This window comes from Micromonospora sp. WMMA1949 (assembly GCF_027460145.1).
In the GTDB taxonomy this organism is placed as follows: Bacteria; Actinomycetota; Actinomycetes; order Mycobacteriales; family Micromonosporaceae; genus Micromonospora.
Genome location: NZ_JAPZBG010000001.1, coordinates 4,808,022 through 4,826,031 on the forward strand (window position 1 = coordinate 4,808,022; position 18,010 = coordinate 4,826,031).

At 73.8% G+C, this 18,010-nt stretch carries 13 protein-coding genes; 8 read left to right on the plus strand and 5 right to left on the minus strand.

What is annotated here, in order from left to right; all coding sequences use genetic code 11:
- Nucleotides 1-232: 232 nt before the first annotated feature.
- The 3 genes from O7607_RS22695 to O7607_RS22705 are packed head-to-tail and all read left to right on the plus strand — an operon-like array spanning nt 233 to nt 4,720.
- Nucleotides 233-1,603 carry a gluconokinase gene (locus O7607_RS22695; protein ID WP_269705194.1) on the plus strand — a complete coding sequence of 457 codons (1,371 nt, stop codon included), beginning with the start codon at nt 233-235 and terminating at the stop codon, nt 1,601-1,603.
- Between the two features lie 25 nt (nt 1,604-1,628).
- Nucleotides 1,629-4,301, plus strand: coding sequence for a nitrate- and nitrite sensing domain-containing protein (locus O7607_RS22700; protein ID WP_442929539.1), 2,673 nt, complete (start codon nt 1,629-1,631; stop codon nt 4,299-4,301).
- On the plus strand, nt 4,298-4,720 hold the full coding sequence (locus O7607_RS22705) for a roadblock/LC7 domain-containing protein (RefSeq protein ID WP_013287300.1): 423 nt from the start codon (nt 4,298-4,300) through the stop codon (nt 4,718-4,720). The genes O7607_RS22700 and O7607_RS22705 overlap by 4 nt, the downstream gene beginning before the upstream one ends.
- Nucleotides 4,721-4,766: 46 nt before the next feature.
- On the opposite strand, the gene O7607_RS22710 is transcribed toward O7607_RS22705, so the two are convergent.
- Complete coding sequence (locus O7607_RS22710; protein ID WP_269705196.1) at nt 4,767-6,260, minus strand: GH1 family beta-glucosidase; 1,494 nt, start codon at nt 6,258-6,260, stop codon at nt 4,767-4,769.
- 851 nt (nt 6,261-7,111) lie between these two features.
- Here O7607_RS22710 and O7607_RS22715 point away from each other — a divergent pair.
- Nucleotides 7,112-10,009 carry a glycoside hydrolase family 48 protein gene (locus O7607_RS22715; protein WP_269707065.1) on the plus strand — a complete coding sequence of 966 codons (2,898 nt, stop codon included), beginning with the start codon at nt 7,112-7,114 and terminating at the stop codon, nt 10,007-10,009.
- Between the two features lie 288 nt (nt 10,010-10,297).
- Here O7607_RS22715 and O7607_RS22720 read toward each other — a convergent pair whose 3' ends face one another.
- Complete coding sequence (locus O7607_RS22720) at nt 10,298-10,987, minus strand: DUF3159 domain-containing protein (RefSeq protein WP_269705197.1); 690 nt, start codon at nt 10,985-10,987, stop codon at nt 10,298-10,300.
- Nucleotides 10,988-11,079: 92 nt separating this feature from the next.
- On the opposite strand from O7607_RS22720, the gene O7607_RS22725 reads away from it, so the two are divergent.
- Entirely contained in the window at nt 11,080-11,961 is an 882-nt protein-coding gene (locus O7607_RS22725; RefSeq protein WP_269705198.1) for a phosphatase PAP2 family protein, read from the plus strand.
- Nucleotides 11,962-11,967: 6 nt separating this feature from the next.
- Nucleotides 11,968-12,639: a maleylpyruvate isomerase N-terminal domain-containing protein gene (locus O7607_RS22730; RefSeq protein ID WP_269705199.1), complete on the plus strand. Its 672-nt coding sequence runs from the start codon at nt 11,968-11,970 to the stop codon at nt 12,637-12,639.
- A gap of 2 nt (nt 12,640-12,641) precedes the next feature.
- On the opposite strand, the gene O7607_RS22735 is transcribed toward O7607_RS22730, so the two are convergent.
- Both O7607_RS22735 and O7607_RS22740 read right to left on the minus strand, forming a co-directional pair.
- Nucleotides 12,642-13,481, minus strand: a complete 840-nt coding sequence (locus tag O7607_RS22735; RefSeq protein WP_269705200.1) for a DUF1028 domain-containing protein — start codon at nt 13,479-13,481, stop codon at nt 12,642-12,644.
- Between the two features lie 46 nt (nt 13,482-13,527).
- On the minus strand, nt 13,528-14,739 hold the full coding sequence (locus O7607_RS22740) for a low temperature requirement protein A (RefSeq protein WP_269705202.1): 1,212 nt from the start codon (nt 14,737-14,739) through the stop codon (nt 13,528-13,530).
- Nucleotides 14,740-14,883: 144 nt separating this feature from the next.
- Here O7607_RS22740 and O7607_RS22745 point away from each other — a divergent pair, with 144 nt between their 5' ends.
- Nucleotides 14,884-15,858: an LLM class F420-dependent oxidoreductase gene (locus O7607_RS22745; protein WP_269707066.1), complete on the plus strand. Its 975-nt coding sequence runs from the start codon at nt 14,884-14,886 to the stop codon at nt 15,856-15,858.
- Nucleotide 15,859: 1 nt separating this feature from the next.
- Nucleotides 15,860-16,666 carry an SDR family oxidoreductase gene (locus O7607_RS22750; protein WP_269705203.1) on the plus strand — a complete coding sequence of 269 codons (807 nt, stop codon included), beginning with the start codon at nt 15,860-15,862 and terminating at the stop codon, nt 16,664-16,666.
- A gap of 15 nt (nt 16,667-16,681) precedes the next feature.
- Here the strand turns inward: O7607_RS22750 and O7607_RS22755 are convergent, their stop codons facing one another.
- Nucleotides 16,682-17,956 carry an MFS transporter gene (locus O7607_RS22755; RefSeq protein ID WP_269705204.1) on the minus strand — a complete coding sequence of 425 codons (1,275 nt, stop codon included), beginning with the start codon at nt 17,954-17,956 and terminating at the stop codon, nt 16,682-16,684.
- Between the last annotated feature and the right edge of the window lie 54 nt (nt 17,957-18,010).

Sequence of the window (18,010 nt, forward strand, 5' to 3'; positions counted from 1 at the left end):
CCGGTGAAGGCGACCCGGGATGCCGGGAGAGACCGGCGGCCGCCTCGTCGGGCGGCCGCGTGGGGAAGCTACGCGCGGGGATGGGCCGCCGGGTCGGCGGGCCACCAGCAGGACAGGTGCGCGGGCATGACGGTGACTGTACGCGATCGGCAGGCACCGTGGAACCCGATCGCGCGGCACCGGCTACGGATCTTGGCGTGACCACCGGTCACGGCGGGTAGGTTGACCGGCGATGGACATTCTCGCTCTGGATCTGGGCACCTCCTCGGTGCGCGGCCTGGTGCTCGACGCGGACGCCGCACCGCGCCCGGGCGCGCTGGCCCGGCGCCGGGTGCACCTGGTCACCGGGGACGACGGCAGCGGGACGCTCGACGGCCCGGCCTACCTGGCGTGCCTGGTGGAGTGCCTGGACGAGCTGGCCGCCGGCGGGCACCTGTCCGACGTCGGCCTGGTGGCCACCTCCGCGCAGTGGCACTCGGTGCTGCCGGTGGCGCCCGACGGCACGCCGTCGGGGCCGGTGCTGACCTGGCTGGACACCCGGCCGGAGCCACTCGCCGGGATGACCGGGCCGGCCGACCCGGCGGACTTCCACAGGCGTACCGGAACGTGGTGGCACCGCTGCTACTGGTCGGTGCGGCTGCCCTGGCTGCGCGAGCGCGCCGACCGGTCCGCCCGCTTCACCGGGCTCGCCGAGTACGCGCTCGGCACGCTGCTCGACGAGGCGCCGATGTCCATGTCGCTGGCCTCCGGCACGGGGCTGCTCGACCTGTGCCGGTTGGACTGGGATCCCGAGGCGTGCGAGCTGGCCGGCGTCCGCCCGGACCGGTTGCCGCCGCTGGCCCCGGTCGGCTGGCACGGCCGGCTGAACGCGGCGTACGCGCGGCGCTGGCCGCAGCTGGCCGGCGCGCGGTGGGCGCCGCCGGTCGGCGACGGCGCGGCCGCCAACGTCGGGTCGGGATGCGTCGACCCGACCCGCGCGGCGGTGACCGTCGGCACCTCCGCGGCGGTCCGCATGATCGAGGCCGTGCCGGTCGGCGCGGAGCCGCCGCCGCTGCCGGAGCAGCTCTGGCGTTACCGGGTCGACCACGAGCACGTGGTGACCGGCGCGGCGTACTCCAGCGGCGGCAACCTGTTCGCCTGGGCGGCCCGCGAGCTGCGGCTGCCGGCGGGCAGGGAGCTGGAGATGGCGCTCGATCGCGTCTCCGGCTCGGTGCGGGCCAACCCCCGCTTCGGCGGCGACCGGCCACCCGGAACCGCCCCGGCGGGCTCGGGGGAGCTGCGCGGACTGAGCTTCGGCACCACCGCCGTGGACATCCTCGCCGGCCTGATGACCGGCCTGTGCCGGCTCGTCGCCGACGACCTGACCCTGCTGGAGGCCGGCATCGGCGAGCCGATGGAGGTGATCCTCGGCGGTGGGGCGCTGACCGCCTCGCCGTGGTGGCGCGGGGCGTTCCTCGACGTGCTCGCGCCCCGCCGGGTGTGCTGGCAACGCAACCCGGAGATCGGCGCGACCGGCGCGGCGCTCGTCGCGCTCGGCCGGGTGGCGGAGGCGGGCGACATCGCCGGGGTCGGCCGGACGGACGAGGCCGCCTCGCACGCGTGACCGTCCACCCGAGGCGCTGACCGTCCTGGTCACACCGTCCGGGCGGCCGTTGACACGGACCGACGGCCTGATTGGATGGACTCCGCTCCCCGACGTGGTGGGGCGGGACGAGGAGGCAACCGTGGGCGCAGGTCCCGACCCGGTTCGCGGTGCGGCCCCTCAGCCGCACCGGCGGCGCTCCGGGTTCCGGCTGCGGGACTGGCGGATGGGCACCAAGCTCGCCACGGTGCTGGTGATCCCCTCACTGGCGTTCCTGGTGCTGGCCGGCATCCAGACCCGGGGGCTGGTCGGGCAGACCACCACGCTGAGCGCCTTCGCCGAGCAGGTCGGCATCGGGCGGCAGATCGCGACCGCCGTCGACCGGCTGCAGCACGAGCGGGACCGCACCGCCGGGGAACTGGCCGCGTTGCGCCGGGCCGGCACCGGCGCGGACCGGGACGCCGCCGTCGCCGCGCTCCGGCCGCTGCAGGAGGCCACCGACCGTGCGGTGGCCGAGCTGCGCGCCGCGGCGGCGCCGCTGGCCGACGCCGACGCCGCCTGGCGCGTCTCCTACTCCGAAGCGATCGAGGCGTACGACCAGGTGGTGAACATCCGGGCGGCGGTGGCGCCGGCGGTGCTCTCCGCCGACACAGTGCTGAGCAACTACCACAGGTCGATCGCGTCGCTGCTGAACCTGCTGGCCGAGCCGTCGCCCGGCGGTGGCCGGCAGGAGCTGACCGAGGCGGTGCTGCGGTACGTGCAGCTCTCCCGGGTCAAGGAGCTGTCCTCGCGCGTCCGTGCGGAGCTCTACGCCGCCGCCCGGGCCGGCCGGTACGAGCCGGACGCGCAGGTGACGCTCAGCGACCTGCGGGCCCAGCAGCTCACCGCACTCGGCGCGTTCCGGGTCGCCGCCACCTCCGACCAGATCCGCCGGTACGACCGGACCTCGGTCGACCCGGCCTTCGTCGCCGCCACCCAGATGGAGGAGCGGACGCTGCCCGCCGGCGATGCCCGGCCGGCCCTGCTCGACGCGACCCAGTGGTGGGCGGCGAGTGAGCAGCGGCAGGAACTGTTCCGCCAGATGGAGAGCGAGATCGTCGCCGACGCGGTCCGCCAGGCCGACGACGCCAGCGCCCGCCAGCTGCGTGACACGCTGCTGGTGGGCGGCGCGATCGCCACCGTGCTCCTGTCCGCGGTGCTGATCTCGCTGCTGGTCGGCCGGTCGGTGGCCCGCTCCATGCGGCAGCTGCGCGGGCAGGCGCTGCGGATCGCGCAGGTAGACCTGCCGCTGACACTGCAACGGCTGCGGACGGTGGACCGCCCGATCGGCGCGATCGACGTACCGCCCGCGGTGATCGACTCGCAGGACGAGATCGGCGAGCTGGCCGAGGCGTTCGTGGCGGTGCACCGCAGCGCCGTCGACGTGGCGGTCGAGCAGGCGATGATGCGGCGCAACGTCAACGCCATGTTCGTCAACCTGGCCCGGCGCAGCCAGGTGCTCGTCGAACGGCAGCTGGAGCTGCTCGACGACCTCGAACGCGAGGAGAGCGACCCGGACCAGCTGGAGAACCTGTTCAAGCTCGACCACCTGGCCGCCCGGATGCGCCGTAACGACGAGAGCCTGCTGGTGCTCGCCGGCACCGAGTCGACCCGGCGGTGGAACCGCCCGGTGGGCCTGGGCGCCGTGCTGCTGGCCGCGAGCGCGGAGATCGAGCAGTACCAGCGGGTACGCCACGAGAACCGGACCGACCTGCACGTCGTCGGGCACGCGGTGGGCGACCTGGTGCACCTGTTCGCGGAGCTGCTAGAGAACGCCACCGCCTTCTCCCGTCCGGAGACCGCGGTACGCGTGGTCGTCGAGCCGGACGGCCGGGGTGCGCTCGTGCAGATCGTCGACGAGGGGCTGGGCATGAGCCCGTCGGCGCTGGCCGAAGCGAACGCCGTGCTCGCCGAGCCGCCGGCCGCCGACGTGTCGGCCTCGGAACGGATGGGCCTGTTCGTGGTGAGCCATCTCAGCGCCCGCCACGGCGTACGGGTGCGGTTGAGCGCCGGCCGGGAGGGCCTGGTGGCCCGGGTGCGGATCCCTGTCGAGCTGCTCGCCGAGGCGCCCGCGCCGGAGGTGGGTCAGCCGGCGCCGGTCCGGCTGGCGCGCGGGACGGCGCAGCCGGCGCTCACCGGCCCGGTCTCCGCGTCCGGGGCACTCGCCGGGGCGACCGCCGAGCTGCCGGTGGCCGGGTGGCGTCCGGCGCCGGGCCGGCCCGCGGCGCTGCCGGTGTCCCCGCTGACCGGCCGTCCGCTGGGTGACGGGACGGACGCCGGAGCCGGTGCGCCGGTGCCGGCCGCCGCGCCGGTGACGGTGCCGCGTCCCCGTCCGGGCCGGGCCGAGGACGTGCTCACGCCGGACGCCGGGGCGGCGGGCGGCGGCTGGTTCAGCAGGCAGGGGCCGGCCTCGTCGTCGCTGGGTGTGACGCCGGCACCGGCGGCGACGCCGGTGACCGGAGGGACGAACGAGCGGGGCCTGCCGGTACGCGTGCCGATGGCCCAGCTCACCTCGGTCGCCCCGGCCGACCGCCCGGACCGACCGGTGGTGCGGCACGAGCCGGACCCGGAGGCGGTCGGCGGCATGCTGTCGCGTCTCTACAGCGGCGTACGGCGGGCCGAGGCCGAGGAGACCACCGAGATGTACCTGCCGCGCGACGAAGGAGGACGACGACAGTGACGACGTTGAGCCAGGAGGCACGCGACCTGAGCTGGCTGGTGAACGCGTTCGCCGAGCGCGTTCCGGGGGTGGCGCACGCGGTGGTGGTGTCCTCCGACGGCCTTCTGGTGGCGATCTCGGCGCACCTGCCGCGCGACCACGCGGACAAGCTCGCCGCGGTGACCTCCGGCCTGATGAGCATCACCGCCGGGGCGGCCCAGATGTTCGACGGTGACGTCGTCAAGCAGACGGTGGTCGAGATGGGGCGCGGCTACTTCCTGGTGATGCAGATCCGCGACGGCTCGATCCTGGCCACGCTGGCCGGGGCGGACGCCGACATCGGTGTGGTCGGCTACGAGATGGCGCGGCTGGCCAAGCAGGCGGGCGAGATGCTCACCCCGGCGCTGCGCGCCGAACTGCAGCAGGCGCTGCCGCGCTGATCCGCCGGCGTCCGGCCGGCCCACCACCGGCCGGACGCTCACCGTTTCACAGCCCGTTGCGGCGGATCACGTCGCGGTACCAGTGGGCGCTGCGCTTGAGCACTCGCCGCTGGCTCGCGTAGTCGACGTAGACCAGGCCCCAGCGCTGCTCGTATCCCTCGGCCCACTCGAAGTTGTCCAGCAGCGACCAGACGTGGTAGCTCTCCAGCGGCACCCCGTCGCCGATCGCCCGGTGGGCGGCGGCGAAGTGGTCGCGCAGGAAGGAGACCCGCCCGGGATCGTCGACGTTGCCGTCCGCCCCGGGCACGTCGGGGCAGGGCAGCCCGTTCTCGGTGATGGTGATCGGCACCCGGCCGTAGTCGCGGGTGACCCGGGTGAGGATGTCGTACATGCCCTCCGGGTAGATCTGCTGCCACTCCGCCTCGGAGGTCGGCCACTTGCGGACCGTGCTGCCGTCGCCGGTGACGTAGATCGGCGTGTAGTACTGCACGGCGAGCAGGTCGACCGGGCTGGAAATGATCTTCAGGTCGCCGTCGCGGACGCCGCGGACCATCCGGCTGTCCGGGCCGAGGTCGTCCAGCACGTCCTGCGGGTACGCGCCCTTGAAGATCGAGTCGAGGTAGAGGCGGTTCTCGTAGCCGTCGTAGAGCCGGGTCGCGGCTGCCGACTCGGCGGAGTCGTCGGCCGGGTAGCAGGGGTGCAGGTTGAGCGCCGGGCCGATCCGGCCGGTGAGGCCGGAGGCGCGCAGCGCCTGCACGGCGAGGCCGTGGGCGAGCTGGAGGTGGTGGGCGACCAGGTATGCCGCGTCCTCGTCCTGGAAGCCCGGGGCGTGGTGGCCCCAGATGTAGCCGTTCTGCACCACGGTCTTCGGCTCGTTGACTGTCAGCCAGACCGGCACCTGGTCACCGAGGGCGCGGAAGACCGCGTCGGCGTACTCGGCGAAGCGCTCGGCGGTGTCCCGGTTCTCCCAGCCGCCGTCGTCCTGAAGGGCCTGGGGGAGGTCCCAGTGGAACAGCGTGGCCATCGGCGCGATGCCGCGCTCGTGCAGCCCGTCCACCAGCCGGCGGTAGAAGTCGAGGCCCCGCTGGTTGGGACGGCCGGAGCCGTCGGCCTGGATGCGGGGCCAGGAGATGGAGAACCGGTAGCTGCGCAGCCCCAGGTCGCGCATCAGGTCCAGGTCCTGCTCGTACCGGTGGTAGTGGTCGGCCGCGACGTCGCCGGTGTCGCCGTTGCGGATCCGGCCCGGCGTGTGGCTGAAGGTGTCCCAGACGGACTCACCCCGCCCGTCCTCCTTCGCGGCCCCCTCGATCTGGTACGCCGAGGTCGCCGCCCCCCAGCCGAAGCCCTCGGGGAAGCGCAGCCCGCGGTCCGGCTCCGGGTCGGTGACGCGCTCGGGCGGGCTGTCGCAGCCGCCGAGGGCGGCGGTGGACGCGGCGATGCCCGCCGCGGTGGCGCCGGCGAGCCCGGTCCGGGCCGCGCCGGCCGCGGTCGCGGACAGGGCGGCGCGGCGGAGCAGGCGCCGTCGGGTGAGTAACGACATGAGGTTTCTCCTCGGAGTGACGGGCCGCCCTGGGCCGGGAGCGCTCCCATTCTAGCCAGGAAGCGGCCGGCCCCGATCCGGCGGTCGCGGCGAGGTGCGCGCGGCCGGCGGGCGGCCGGAAAGTGGGTGGGCGGGGGCGTCGCTCGGGAACACCGGGGGCGGCGTGAGCGGCGAGGGGTGGGGTGGATAGCGAGAAAGGCCGTCCGGGTGGCGTGTCACGCCTGTCCCGTCGGCCTCTTTTGCCGTCGACAACGGGGGTTTAGTGTGGGGACGGGGGAGGGCAACCCCCGTCCCCAACGATGGTGCACACACGCACGAAGTGGAATTGGCGTCCGTCGTGCGCGTCGCGCGGGAGCCGGGCCACGCGAGTGGCTCTGGTTCCACCTCCCTCCGTCTGGCGGGTGGCGGCCGGCGGCGGCGTCCGGGCTGGTCCGCCGTCGGCCTCTGGGCCGACGCGCCGGGCGCGGGTGCACCCGGCGATCCAGTACTTGTATCACCGTCGATGGAAGCGCTCCCATCGGCGATGCTGCGACTGTAACGCCCGTCACGGGTTTGGAAAAGCCCCTAAACGAGATCGAAACATGGAAGCGCGTATCTGCGCTGGCCGTTGTGGTGGGAGCGCTTCCATGTCACACTCTCGTCACGCCACGCGGAGCCAGTGAACGCGAGCGCGGGCCGCCGAGGGCACCCGGTGACGAACCGGTGCGGCGTCCCCATCCCCGGCACGGCCGGGACGACCACCTTTCCGGACGCCTCCGTCCCCCCGCGTACGCCCGTCGTCGCGTGGAGGCGCCCCGCCGGGACCCCGAGGTCCCGGCCCGGTCCGAGGAGACACCGCCCACATGAGACTTCTGGCCAGACGTCGCCGTACGGCGATGGTCGCCGCCACCGCCCTCGTCATAGGCGGGGTGGCCCTGCCCGCGGGCGCCGCACAGGCCGCACCCGCCTGCGACGTGACCTATGCGACGAGCGACTGGAACAACGGGTTCACCGCCACCGTCACCATCAAGAACCTGGGCGACGCGCTGAACAACTGGTCGCTGAAGTTCACCTTCCCGAACAGCAGCCAGCGCGTGGTTCAGGGCTGGTCGGCCCGGTGGAGCCAGTCCGGCAGCGAGGTCACCGCGACGAACGAGTCGTGGAACGGCAGCCTGCCCACCGGCGCGTCCACCAGCATCGGCTTCAACGGCAGCTACAGCGGCAGCAACCCGAAGCCCACCGCGTTCACCCTCAACGGGGTCGCCTGCAACGGCGCGCAGACCAACCAGCCGCCGACGGTCTCCCTGAGCGTGCCGTCCGGCCCGTTCGAGGCGCCGGCGGACGTCCCGCTGACCGCGACCGCCGGCGACGCCGACGGCACCATCAGCAAGGTCGAGTTCTACCGCAACGGCCTGCTCGTCAACACCGACACCACCGCGCCGTACGGCTACGACCTGCTCGACCTGCCGGCCGGCAGCTACACGGTGCAGGCCAAGGCGTACGACAACGCGGGCGGCACCGCCGTCTCGGAGAAGTCGTTCACCGTCACCGCGGCGACCGGGCCCAGGCTGGTCGCCAGCCCGTCGGCGGTCACCGTGTCCGAGGGCGGCAGCGCCACGGTCCGGTACACGCTCAGCGCGGCGCCCACCACCAACGTACCGGTGAGCCTCGCCGTCACCGGTGACAGCGACATCACCGTCTCGCCGTCCACGCTGACGCTCACCCCGAGCAACTGGAGCACCGGCGTCACCGCCACGGTGTCCGCCGCGGAGGACTCCGACACGGTCGGCGGCACCGCCACGATCACCGCGTCGGCCACCGGCTACGCCCCGATCTCGGTCGTCGCCACCGAGGCGGACAACGACACCCCCGGCGGCGACAACGACTACATCAAGAAGTTCCTCGACCAGTACGGCAAGATCAAGAACTCGGGCTACTTCAGCCCCGAGGGCGTGCCGTACCACTCGATCGAGACGCTGATCGTCGAGGCGCCCGACCACGGCCACGAGACCACCTCGGAGGCGTTCAGCTTCTGGCTCTGGCTGGAGGCGCAGTACGGCCGGGTCACCCAGAACTGGGCCCCGTTCAACAACGCCTGGACCGTGATGGAGAAGTACATCATCCCGTCGCACGCCGACCAGGCCACCGCCGGCTCGCCCGGCACCCCGCAGTACGCCGCCGAGCACAACCTGCCCAGCCAGTACCCGTCGACGCTGGACGCCAACGTCCCGGTCGGCCAGGACCCGCTGCGCTCGGAGCTGCAGTCCACCTACGGCACCGGTGACATCTACGGCATGCACTGGCTGCTCGACGTGGACAACACCTACGGCTACGGCCGCTGCGGCGACGGCACCACCCGGCCCGCGTACATCAACACCTTCCAGCGGGGCACCCAGGAGTCGGTGTGGGAGACCGTGCCGCAGCCGTCCTGCGACACGTTCAAGCACGGCGGCCCGAACGGCTACCTGGACCTGTTCGTCAAGGAGTCCAGCGCCCCGGCCAAGCAGTGGAAGTACACGAACGCCCCGGACGCCGACGCGCGTGCCGTCCAGGCCGCCTACTGGGCGCTGACCTGGGCCAAGGCGCAGGGCAAGCAGGCCGACGTGGCGGCCACCGTGGCCAAGGCCGCCAAGATGGGCGACTACCTGCGCTACGCGCTGTTCGACAAGTACTTCAAGAAGATCGGCAACTGTGTCGGCGCGACCACCTGCCCGGCCGCCAGCGGCCGTGACTCGGCGCACTACCTGCTGTCCTGGTACTACGCCTGGGGCGGCGCGTACGACGCCTCGCAGAACTGGTCGTGGCGGATCGGCTCCAGCCACAGCCACTTCGGCTACCAGAACCCGTTCGCGGCCTGGGTGATGACCAACGTCTCGGAGCTGAAGCCGAAGTCGCCGACCGCGGCCTCCGACTGGCAGAAGAGCCTCGACCGGCAGCTGGAGTTCTACACCTGGCTCCAGTCGGCCGAGGGCGGCATCGCCGGTGGCGCCACGAACAGCTGGGACGGCAGCTACGCCCAGCCGCCGGCCGGCACCGCCACCTTCTACGGCATGTTCTACGACGTCGACCCGGTCTACAACGACCCGCCGTCGAACCAGTGGTTCGGCATGCAGGCCTGGTCGATGCAGCGCATCGCCGAGCTGTACCTGGAGACCGGCAACGCGAAGGCCAAGGCGCTGCTGGACAAGTGGGTGCCGTGGGCGATCGCCAACACCACGCTCGGCACCAACTGGTCGATCCCGTCGGACATGAAGTGGACGGGCCAGCCGGCCAACTGGAACCCGAGCAGCCCGCAGCCGAACACCAACCTGCACGTCGAGGTGACGGTCAAGGGCCAGGACGTCGGCGTCGCCGGCGCCTACGCCCGCACGCTCATCGCGTACGCGGCGAAGTCCGGCAACACCGCGGCGAAGGACACCGCCAAGGGCCTGCTGGACGCGCTCTCGGCGTCCGCCGACAGCAAGGGCGTCTCGACGCCGGAGAAGCGCGGCGACTACAAGCGTTTCGACGACGTCTACAACGCCGCCGACGGCCAGGGTCTCTACGTCCCCAACGGCTGGACCGGGAAGATGCCCAACGGCGACGTGATCGCCCCGGGCAAGAGCTTCCTGGACATCCGCTCGTTCTACAAGAACGACCCGGACTGGCCGAAGGTGCAGGCGTACCTGGACGGCGGTCCCGAGCCGGTCTTCAACTACCACCGGTTCTGGGCGCAGGCGGACATCGCCATGGCGTACGCCGACTACGGCACCTACTTCCCGCAGGGGTGAGGTGACCCCTCCTCCGTGGGCGGGCGCGAGCCCGCCCGCGGAGGAGGCCGACCCGGCCGATGGGGGAACGGAGCGGCCGGGTCGGCGAACGGCCTGACGCCCACGGTCAGGCCGGGTGGGCCGGCCGTCCGGCCGACGCAGCGGACCGGCCGGCCCACCACTCCGCCCGGCGACGACCCATGGCGCGAAAAGGCACGCAAAAATCAGCGGTCCACGGGATCACATCCGGGCTCTGGACGGAGTAACGTATTTGACGGAGAGGCCGCTCCCCCCGTGGCGGCCTCTCCATTATTCTGTGCGCGCCGCCACACCGTCCGCGCCCGCCGCGTCCACCGGGTGCCGCAGCCCCGGATGGCCGGCCGGCAGCGAGCGCCGGATCACCATCCAGCTCCCCGCCAGCGCCGCCGCGATCAGCGGCCAGGTCAGCGCCGCCCGCGCCACGGTGAGCGCGACCACCTGCCCGTACAGCCACAGCGGGACGAACACCGCGACCCGCAGCACGTAGGTGGCGGCCCACACCCAGCTGCCCCGGCCGTACGCCCGCAGCAGCGCCGGGTCGCGCCGCCACCGGGTCCGCTGGCCCAGCGCCGTGCCGACCACCACACCCAGCAGCGGCCACCGCACCACGATGCTCACCACCCAGGCCAGCGCGCTCGCCGTGTTCGCGGCGATCTGGAGCAGGAAGAAGTCGGCCGCCCGGCCGGTGCGCAACGCGATGAGCGCCGCCACGCAGACCGCGAGCAGCCCGACCAGTACCGAGCGGGGACGGTCGCCGCGCCGCCACCGCCAGCCGGCCACCGCCGTACCGGTCAGCACCGCCGCGAGCACTCCGCCGCCCAGCCCGCCGAGCACCCAGCCGAGCCCGAACGCCAGCGGCGGGAGCGTCGCGTCCACCGCCCCGCGCCGGCCGCCGAGCAGGTCGGCCAGCGACTCCGGCCGCGGCCCGTCCGCCGGTTGCCGCTGCGGCGTGCCGGTCACGCGCCACCTCCTCGAATCGCCCGCCTCACCGTACGCCGCCACCGATGGCGCTCCGCCGCGCGCGTCAGCGGTCCTACCGTTAAGTTGTCCGGGTGCGGGAGACGGCGAGGGGTTGGACGGCGGTCTGGTTGGTCGTACTGGCACTGTTCCAGACAGCCGTGTTCGGGCTGGTGTGGCGCTTCGCCGTACACACCGAACTGGGCCAGTGGCTGGACACGGTGGCGCTCACCGGCAACCGGATCGGCCAGGACCGCATCGACGGTCCGGTGGACACCCTCCTCAACGCCATGTCGGTGGTGTCGCTGCTGGCCGCGACCGCGGTGATCGGCTTCATCGCGCTGATCCGGGGGCGCAAGGCGCTCGCCGTCACCGCGACGCTGCTGATCGGCGGCGCGAACGTGACCACCCAGGTGCTCAAGCACTACCTGGTCCGCCCCGACTTCGGCATCGATCCGGAACGGGCCGCCGCCGGCAACAGCCTGCCCAGCGGGCACACCGCCGTGGCGGCCTCGGTCGCGATCGCGCTGATCCTGGTGCTGCCGCGCAAGCTGCGGGTGACCGGAGCGTTCCTCGGCGCCGGGTACGCCGCCGCCGCCGGTGTCGCCACGCTCTCCGCCGGCTGGCACCGGCCCAGCGACGCGGTCGCCGCGTACCTGGTGGTCGGCGCGTGGGCCGCCGTCGCCGGGCTGGTGCTGCTGTTCTTCCAGCGGGAGCAGGCCGTGGTGGAGCCGGGCGACGCGCACCGGATGGCCGGCGCCGTGCTCGCCGGCCTCGGCGTCGTCGCCCTGCTGGCCTCCGCGGTGGCGCTGTCCTGGCTGGTCGACCGTTCCACCATCCCCGTCGAGGCGCTCGGCCGCCGTCCGCTGTTCATCGGGTACGCGGGCAGCGCGGCCGGCATCGGCGGCACGATCGCGGTGGTGGCCGCGCTGGTGCTGGTCGTGGTGCACCGGCTGGTGCCCCGCTGGAAGGGCTGACCGCCGGTGGAGCACGTGCGGGAGGCGTTCCGGGCCGAGTGCGCGCGCCTGGAAGGGGTGCTGCGCGACCTGGACGACGCGGCGCTGGACCGGCCCACCCCGTGCCCGCCCTGGCGGGTACGCGACCTGATCGCGCACGTGAGCACCGGAGCCGGGCGCCTGGCCGGGATGCTCGCCGAACCCGCGCCGCCGCGCGCCGAGGTCGACGCCGCCACCTACTTCGGCGCGGCCAAGTTCAGCCCGCCGGTCGACCGGGACCGTATCGACTCGGCCCAGCGGGCGGCCCGAGAGCACCCGGGCGCGGCCGAGGTGGCCGAGGAGTTCGCCCGGGCCTGGTGCGCCACCGATGAGGCGGTCGCCGGCGCGCCGCCCGGCCGGGTGGTACGCACCCGCCACGGTGACGCGATGGCGCTGCCGGAGTTCCTGCGTACCCGCGTGGTGGAGGTCGCGGTGCACGGCCTGGACCTGGCCGACGCGCTGGACCGGGCACCGTGGCTGACCCCGGCCGCGGCGGACGTGGTGGTGGGTGTGCTCACCGGCGGCGTGCCGGTGCCGCCGGTCCTGCGCTGGGACGCGCTCACCGTGCTGCGCAAGGCCACCGGGCGGCTGCCGCTGACCGGCGGCGAGCGGGCCGAGCTGACGCGGGCGGGCATCGGCCGGCTGGCCTTCGGCGGCTGACCTCAGCGTCCCGCGCACCGCCGCAGGTGCGCCAGCACGATCGGGTCGATCCGGCCGGGCACGAAACGTTCCTCCAGGTTCTCCAGACCGGTCCAGGCCGCGAGCGCGTCGTCCAGGCCGGCCGGGCCGACCGGGTGACCGGTGGCGGCGAGCAGTTCCGCCACCTCGGCGGCGAGCGGGCCGGTGAGGTCGCTCAGCGTGGCCGGGTCGGGGCGGCCGAACAGCATGTGGTGGATGCCGAGCAGGCGGCCCAGCTCGGCGACCGGATCGGGATGGTCGTCCACCCGCAGATCCACCAGTTCGTCGCCGGTGCCGGCGTACCCGCCGTGGCGCTGCACCACGAGCATCGCGGCGCTCTGCCGGCCGCGCCGGTCACCGCCGGCCGCGTCACCGGCGGTGAGCGCCGCCAGCAGGCGCTGCGGGAACGGCAGGTCGTCGCGGGCCAGCCAGGCGTCGCGCAACGCGTCGATCACCTGCGGGCCGCTCAGGATGTTGCCCTGCGCGGCCCAGCCGTCGCCGGCCTGCCCGCCGGCCCACGGATGGCAGCGCGGCCCGGTCCAGGTGGCCCCGTCGCCGGTCGCAGCGACCACGGCGAGCTGCCGGTCGTCGCGGCCCGGGTCGGCGGCCACCAGCCCGGCCACCGCGTCGGTGGCGGTCACTCCGGTGCGCAGCAGCGCGAGCGCCTGCGCCCGGTAGGCGAGGTTGGCGTGGGCCTGGGTGGCGACCGCCCCCACCTCCGCTTCGGCGGCGGGCACCAGCGCCCCGGCGGCGAGGAACCGGCTGGCCACCGCCACACCGTGCAGGCGCCCGTCGGCGGAGCGGGCGACGAGCGAGAAGGTCACGCGCGGATCGTAGCCCGGGTGCGGCGTCCGGCACCGGCGTCGCCGGTCAGAACGGCGGTGCGGCATCCTCCGGCGGGCGGCCCCAGGCACGCCGCGCGTCGGCCACCGCCACCGCCGTCAGGACCACCGCGGCGACGCCCGTCGCGACGAGCGGCGCGAGGCGCACCAGCAGCGGTACGGGCAGCAGCAGCGCGGCGATCCCCACCAGCCGGGACGGGGAGACCCGGCCGAACACCTCGTACTCGAAGCGGGCCCGGCCGGCCAGGAACAGCGCCGGCCCGCCGAGGATCATGGCCAGCCAGGGCAGCTCGTTGTGCCCGGCCGGATGTTCGATGACCAGCTCGTAGCCGATCGCGGTGGCGACCACGCCGATCACCATGACCAGGTGGGTGTCGGCGGCGGAGCGGCCGACGGTGGCCGGGTGCGCGGCCCGGGTCACCGCCTCGCCCAGGATCTGCCCGGCGCGCTGCACGTAGATCCGCCACAGCAGCACCGAGGTGGCGAGCGCGAGGGCAAACGCGGTGACCATGCCGGGGCTGGTGGGGGAGCGGGTGAACGACAGGCCGGCGAGCAGGATCGTCTCGCCGAGCGCGACCAGGAAGATCTGCTGGTAGCGCTCGGCCAGGTGCTCGCCGTGGATGTCCCAGCGGGAGACCGTCGAGCGGCCCAGGCCCGGCACCGGCCAGCCGAAGCGGCCGCCGAGGTACTCCAGCAGCAGCGCCGTGCTCCAGAGCACCACCCGGGCGTTCACCGGCAGCAGCGCGCCGGCCAGCCAGAGCACGCCGGTGGCGCAGAACGTGATCAGCATGCGCAGCTTGAGCCGGCGGTACTGGATCTTGTGCAGCACCAGCATGAGGATCGCCGGCCGGCTGACCTGTGCCACCACGTACGCGGCGGCGAACATCAGGCCGCCGTGGCTGAACGCGCGCGGGATCGCCACCCCCATCACCATGGCCGAGATCAGCGCGGTGATCACGATGACCTGCAACCACAGGTGGTGCGGGTCGTAGCGGCTGGTCGTCCACGCCGTGCCCTGCCAGACGGCCCAGAGCGCGACCAGCAACAGCAGTGTCTTGCCGCCGCCGGTCACCGCCTCCCAGCCGGTCTGCCCGCCCTCCAGCACCAGGTCCTCGAAGGCGCGCGCCGAGATCCGGGTCAGCGCGAACACGTACACCAGGTCGAAGAAGAGCTCCAGGAACGTGGCCCGGTCGGGCCCGCCGCCGGACGTGCGCAGCGCGGCCGGCTCGGCGGTCCTCACCGCCGCGCTCCGTCCCCGGTCCGACTCATGCGGCAGTCGTAACACTCTTTCCCGGCACCTCGGTGCGGATCACCCATATCTGCCTGGATCTTGCTCCGGGCGCTGCCCGACGGGCACCATCGACGGGTGACGAACCGATGGGGCATGACCGTGCCATTGGGCGGAATTCCGCTCGCCGACCACGCCGCTGTCTACGCGGCCCTGGACGACGCCGGGTTCACCGACGTGTGGTCGTCGGAGGTGGCCGGCGCCGACGCGTTCACCCCGCTGGCCCTGGCCGCCGCGTGGTCGCCGCGGCTGCGCCTCGGCACCGCGATCACACCGGTGTTCACCAGAGGACCCGGACTGCTCGCGATGAGCGCCGCCGCGCTGGCCGAGGCCGCGCCGGGCCGTTTCGCGCTCGGCGTCGGCGCCTCCTCGCCGGTGCTGGTACGCGACTGGAACGCGATCGCGTTCGACGAGCCGTTCAAGCGCACCCGGGACGTGCTGCGGTTCCTGCGGGCCGCGTTGCGCGGCGAGACCGTCGACGGGGAGTTCGACACGTTCACCGTCCGGCGGTTCACGCTGGAGCGCCCGCCCAGCGTGCCGCCGCCGGTCGTGCTGGCCGCGCTGCGCCCCGGCATGCTGCGCCTGGCCGCCGCCGAGGCCGACGGGGTGATCCTCAACTGGCTGGCCGCCGACGACGTGCCGACCGCGCTCGCCGAGGTGGGGGAGCGCCGGCCCGGCTTCGAGGTCGCCGCCCGCATCTTCGTCTGCCCCACCGAGGACGCCGCCTACGCCCGCGCACTGGGCCGCCGCATGATCACCGGCTACCTGACCGTGCCCGCGTACGCCGCCTTCCACAGGTGGCTGGGCCGCCAGGACTCACTCGGCCCGATGTGGGAGGCCTGGGCCGCGGGGGACCGGCGGGGCGCCTCCGCCGCCGTACCGGACGAGGTGGTCGACGCGCTGGTGCTGCACGGCTCGCCCGAGCAGTGCGTGGCATCCGTCCGCCGGTACGCCGACAACGGCGTCGACGTGCCGGTGGTCGCGGTGCTGCCCACCCCCGAGATCACCGAAGGTGGCGCGGCGGCCTGGATGGATCTGCTGCCCCGACTCGGCCCCGGAAAGGTGGCCTGAGATGAACCTGACCGACCGGGTGGTGGTGATCACCGGAGGGGCCGGCGGGATCGGCGCGGCACTGGGCCGCCGGTTCGCCGCCGAGGGCGCCGCCGCGATCGTCCTGGCCGACCTGGCCGCCGACGCGGCCCGCGCCGCCGCCGACGCGATCGGCCCGGTGGCCGGCGGCGTCGGACTGGACGTCACCGACGAGGCGGCGGTGCACGCGCTGGTCGACGAGACCGAGCGCCGTCACGGCCGGATCGACCTGTTCTGCGCCAACGCCGGCGTGGCCACCGGTGGTGGCATCGAGGCGCCCGACGCCGACTGGGACCGGGCCTGGAAGGTGAACGTGCTCGGGCACCTGCACAGCGCCCGCGCGGTGCTGCCCGGGATGCTCAGCCGGGGCCAGGGGCACCTGTTGCTCACCTGCTCGGCGGCGGGTGTGCTCACTGCGGTCGGTGACGCCCCGTACACCGCCACCAAGCACGCCGCCGTCGGTCTCGCCGAGTGGCTGGCGATCACCTACCGGGACGCCGGCATCCGGGTCAGCGCGCTGTGCCCACAGGGCGTCGACACCCCGATGCTCGCCGACGGCCTCGCCGAGGGACACCTGGGCGCGCGGGTGATCGCCGCGTCCGGGACGATCCTCAGCCCGGACCAGGTCGCCGACGCGGTGGTCGCCGGGCTGGCCGAGGAGCGGTTCCTGATCCTGCCGCACCCCGAGGTGGCCGACTACGCGCGGCGCCGCGCCGAGGACCCGGACGGCTGGCAGGCCGGGCTGCGCAAACTCGTCCGGAAGCTACGGGCCGGCTCCCCTCAGTCGTGACGCATCGACGGCGATTCAGCCGTCGCCACCGGTTCCGGCTGTCGCCGGCCGAGGTGCCGTCGCTGCCGGCTCCGCCACCGGCGGTCCGGACCGGGTGGGTAGCCGGAGGGCGGCGACTGCTGTGCCGGCCGCCAGGACGCCGAGCACGAGCCAGACCGTGGTGTTGAGGGGCAACTGTTGTCCGGCGATGCTGCCCGCCGAGGCACCCACGACGGTCGCGGCCATCTCGGCGGCGGAGAAGGCGGATCCGACCCGGCCGAGCCGGCGGTCCGGGGTAAGGCGTTGGACCTGGATCTGGACCAGCATCAGCAACGCGCCGCCGGGCAGGCCGGCCAGGGCGATGAACACCAGCGCGGCGGCGAAGTGGTGGATGAGGAAGAGCCCCGCGAAGCAGAGGGTGATCGCCGCCAGGCAGCCGGTGAACGAAAGCCGGAGAAGGCCGCTACGGGACAGCACGTTGCCGACGTACGCGCTGGCCAGGAAGCCGCCGCCCAGCGCGGCCATGAGCACGCCGACATCACCCGCGTCGCCGCCGAGGACGCTGATGACGTACGGCACCAGAAGCACGTTCAGAGCGGCGTTCGCCATCAGGAAGAGGCTGGAGACGCCGAGCGTCGTACGGAGAACGGGATGCCCGAAGAGGAAGGCCAGTCCCTCCCGGATCTGCCCCCGGAAAGCGGCCGGCCAGGACGACGTGTCCGGCCGGCGCCCCTCGTCGGCCACCCGCAGCCGACCCATTCCGAAGATCAGCACGGCCGAGACCAGGTACGTCGCGGAGTCGATCAGCACCAGAGCGTCGAACCCCACGAGGGCGTAGAGCGCGCCGCCCAGGGGCGCGCCGGCGAGGCGGACGATGCCGCTCGCCACCGTGTTCCAGGCGTTCGCCGCCTCCAGGTCACTGCCCCGGCCGACGATGGCGGGCACCACCGCCCGGGCCGCGGGCTGGAAGACGTGCCCGATCGCGCTCTCGAAGAACATCACCGTGTAGAGCAGCCACAGCTTGCCCGGATCGTCGACCACGATCAGCGCGAGCACGACGGCCGCGCGCAGCAGGTCCGCGCCGACCATCACCGCGCGCCGGTCCCACTGGTCGGCCAGCACCCCGGCCAGGGGCGCGAAGACGATCGCGGGCAGGGTCTGCGCGACGAAGGCGAAACCGCTGCTGAGCGTCGACCCGGTCATCGTGTAGACGTAGACCGGCACCGCGACGATCATCAGCCAGTTGCCCAGGTTGGACAAGAGCGTACTGGTCCAGAGCAGACCGAAACGCCGGTTCCTGATGCAGATCACCGCTCACCTTACTTCCCGCGACGCCGGCCGCCGCCCCGGGCGATCCGGTTACGG

Excerpts from the sequence above, each read along its gene's own strand:
- O7607_RS22695 (WP_269705194.1), top strand. The coding sequence starts at position 233 with ATGGACATTCTCGCTCTGGATCTGGGCACCTCCTCGGTGCGCGGCCTG.
- O7607_RS22745 (WP_269707066.1), top strand. The coding sequence starts at position 14,884 with ATGACCGTGCCATTGGGCGGAATTCCGCTCGCCGACCACGCCGCTGTC.
- O7607_RS22750 (WP_269705203.1), top strand. The coding sequence starts at position 15,860 with ATGAACCTGACCGACCGGGTGGTGGTGATCACCGGAGGGGCCGGCGGG.
- O7607_RS22710 (WP_269705196.1), bottom strand. The coding sequence starts at position 6,260 with ATGTCGTTACTCACCCGACGGCGCCTGCTCCGCCGCGCCGCCCTGTCC.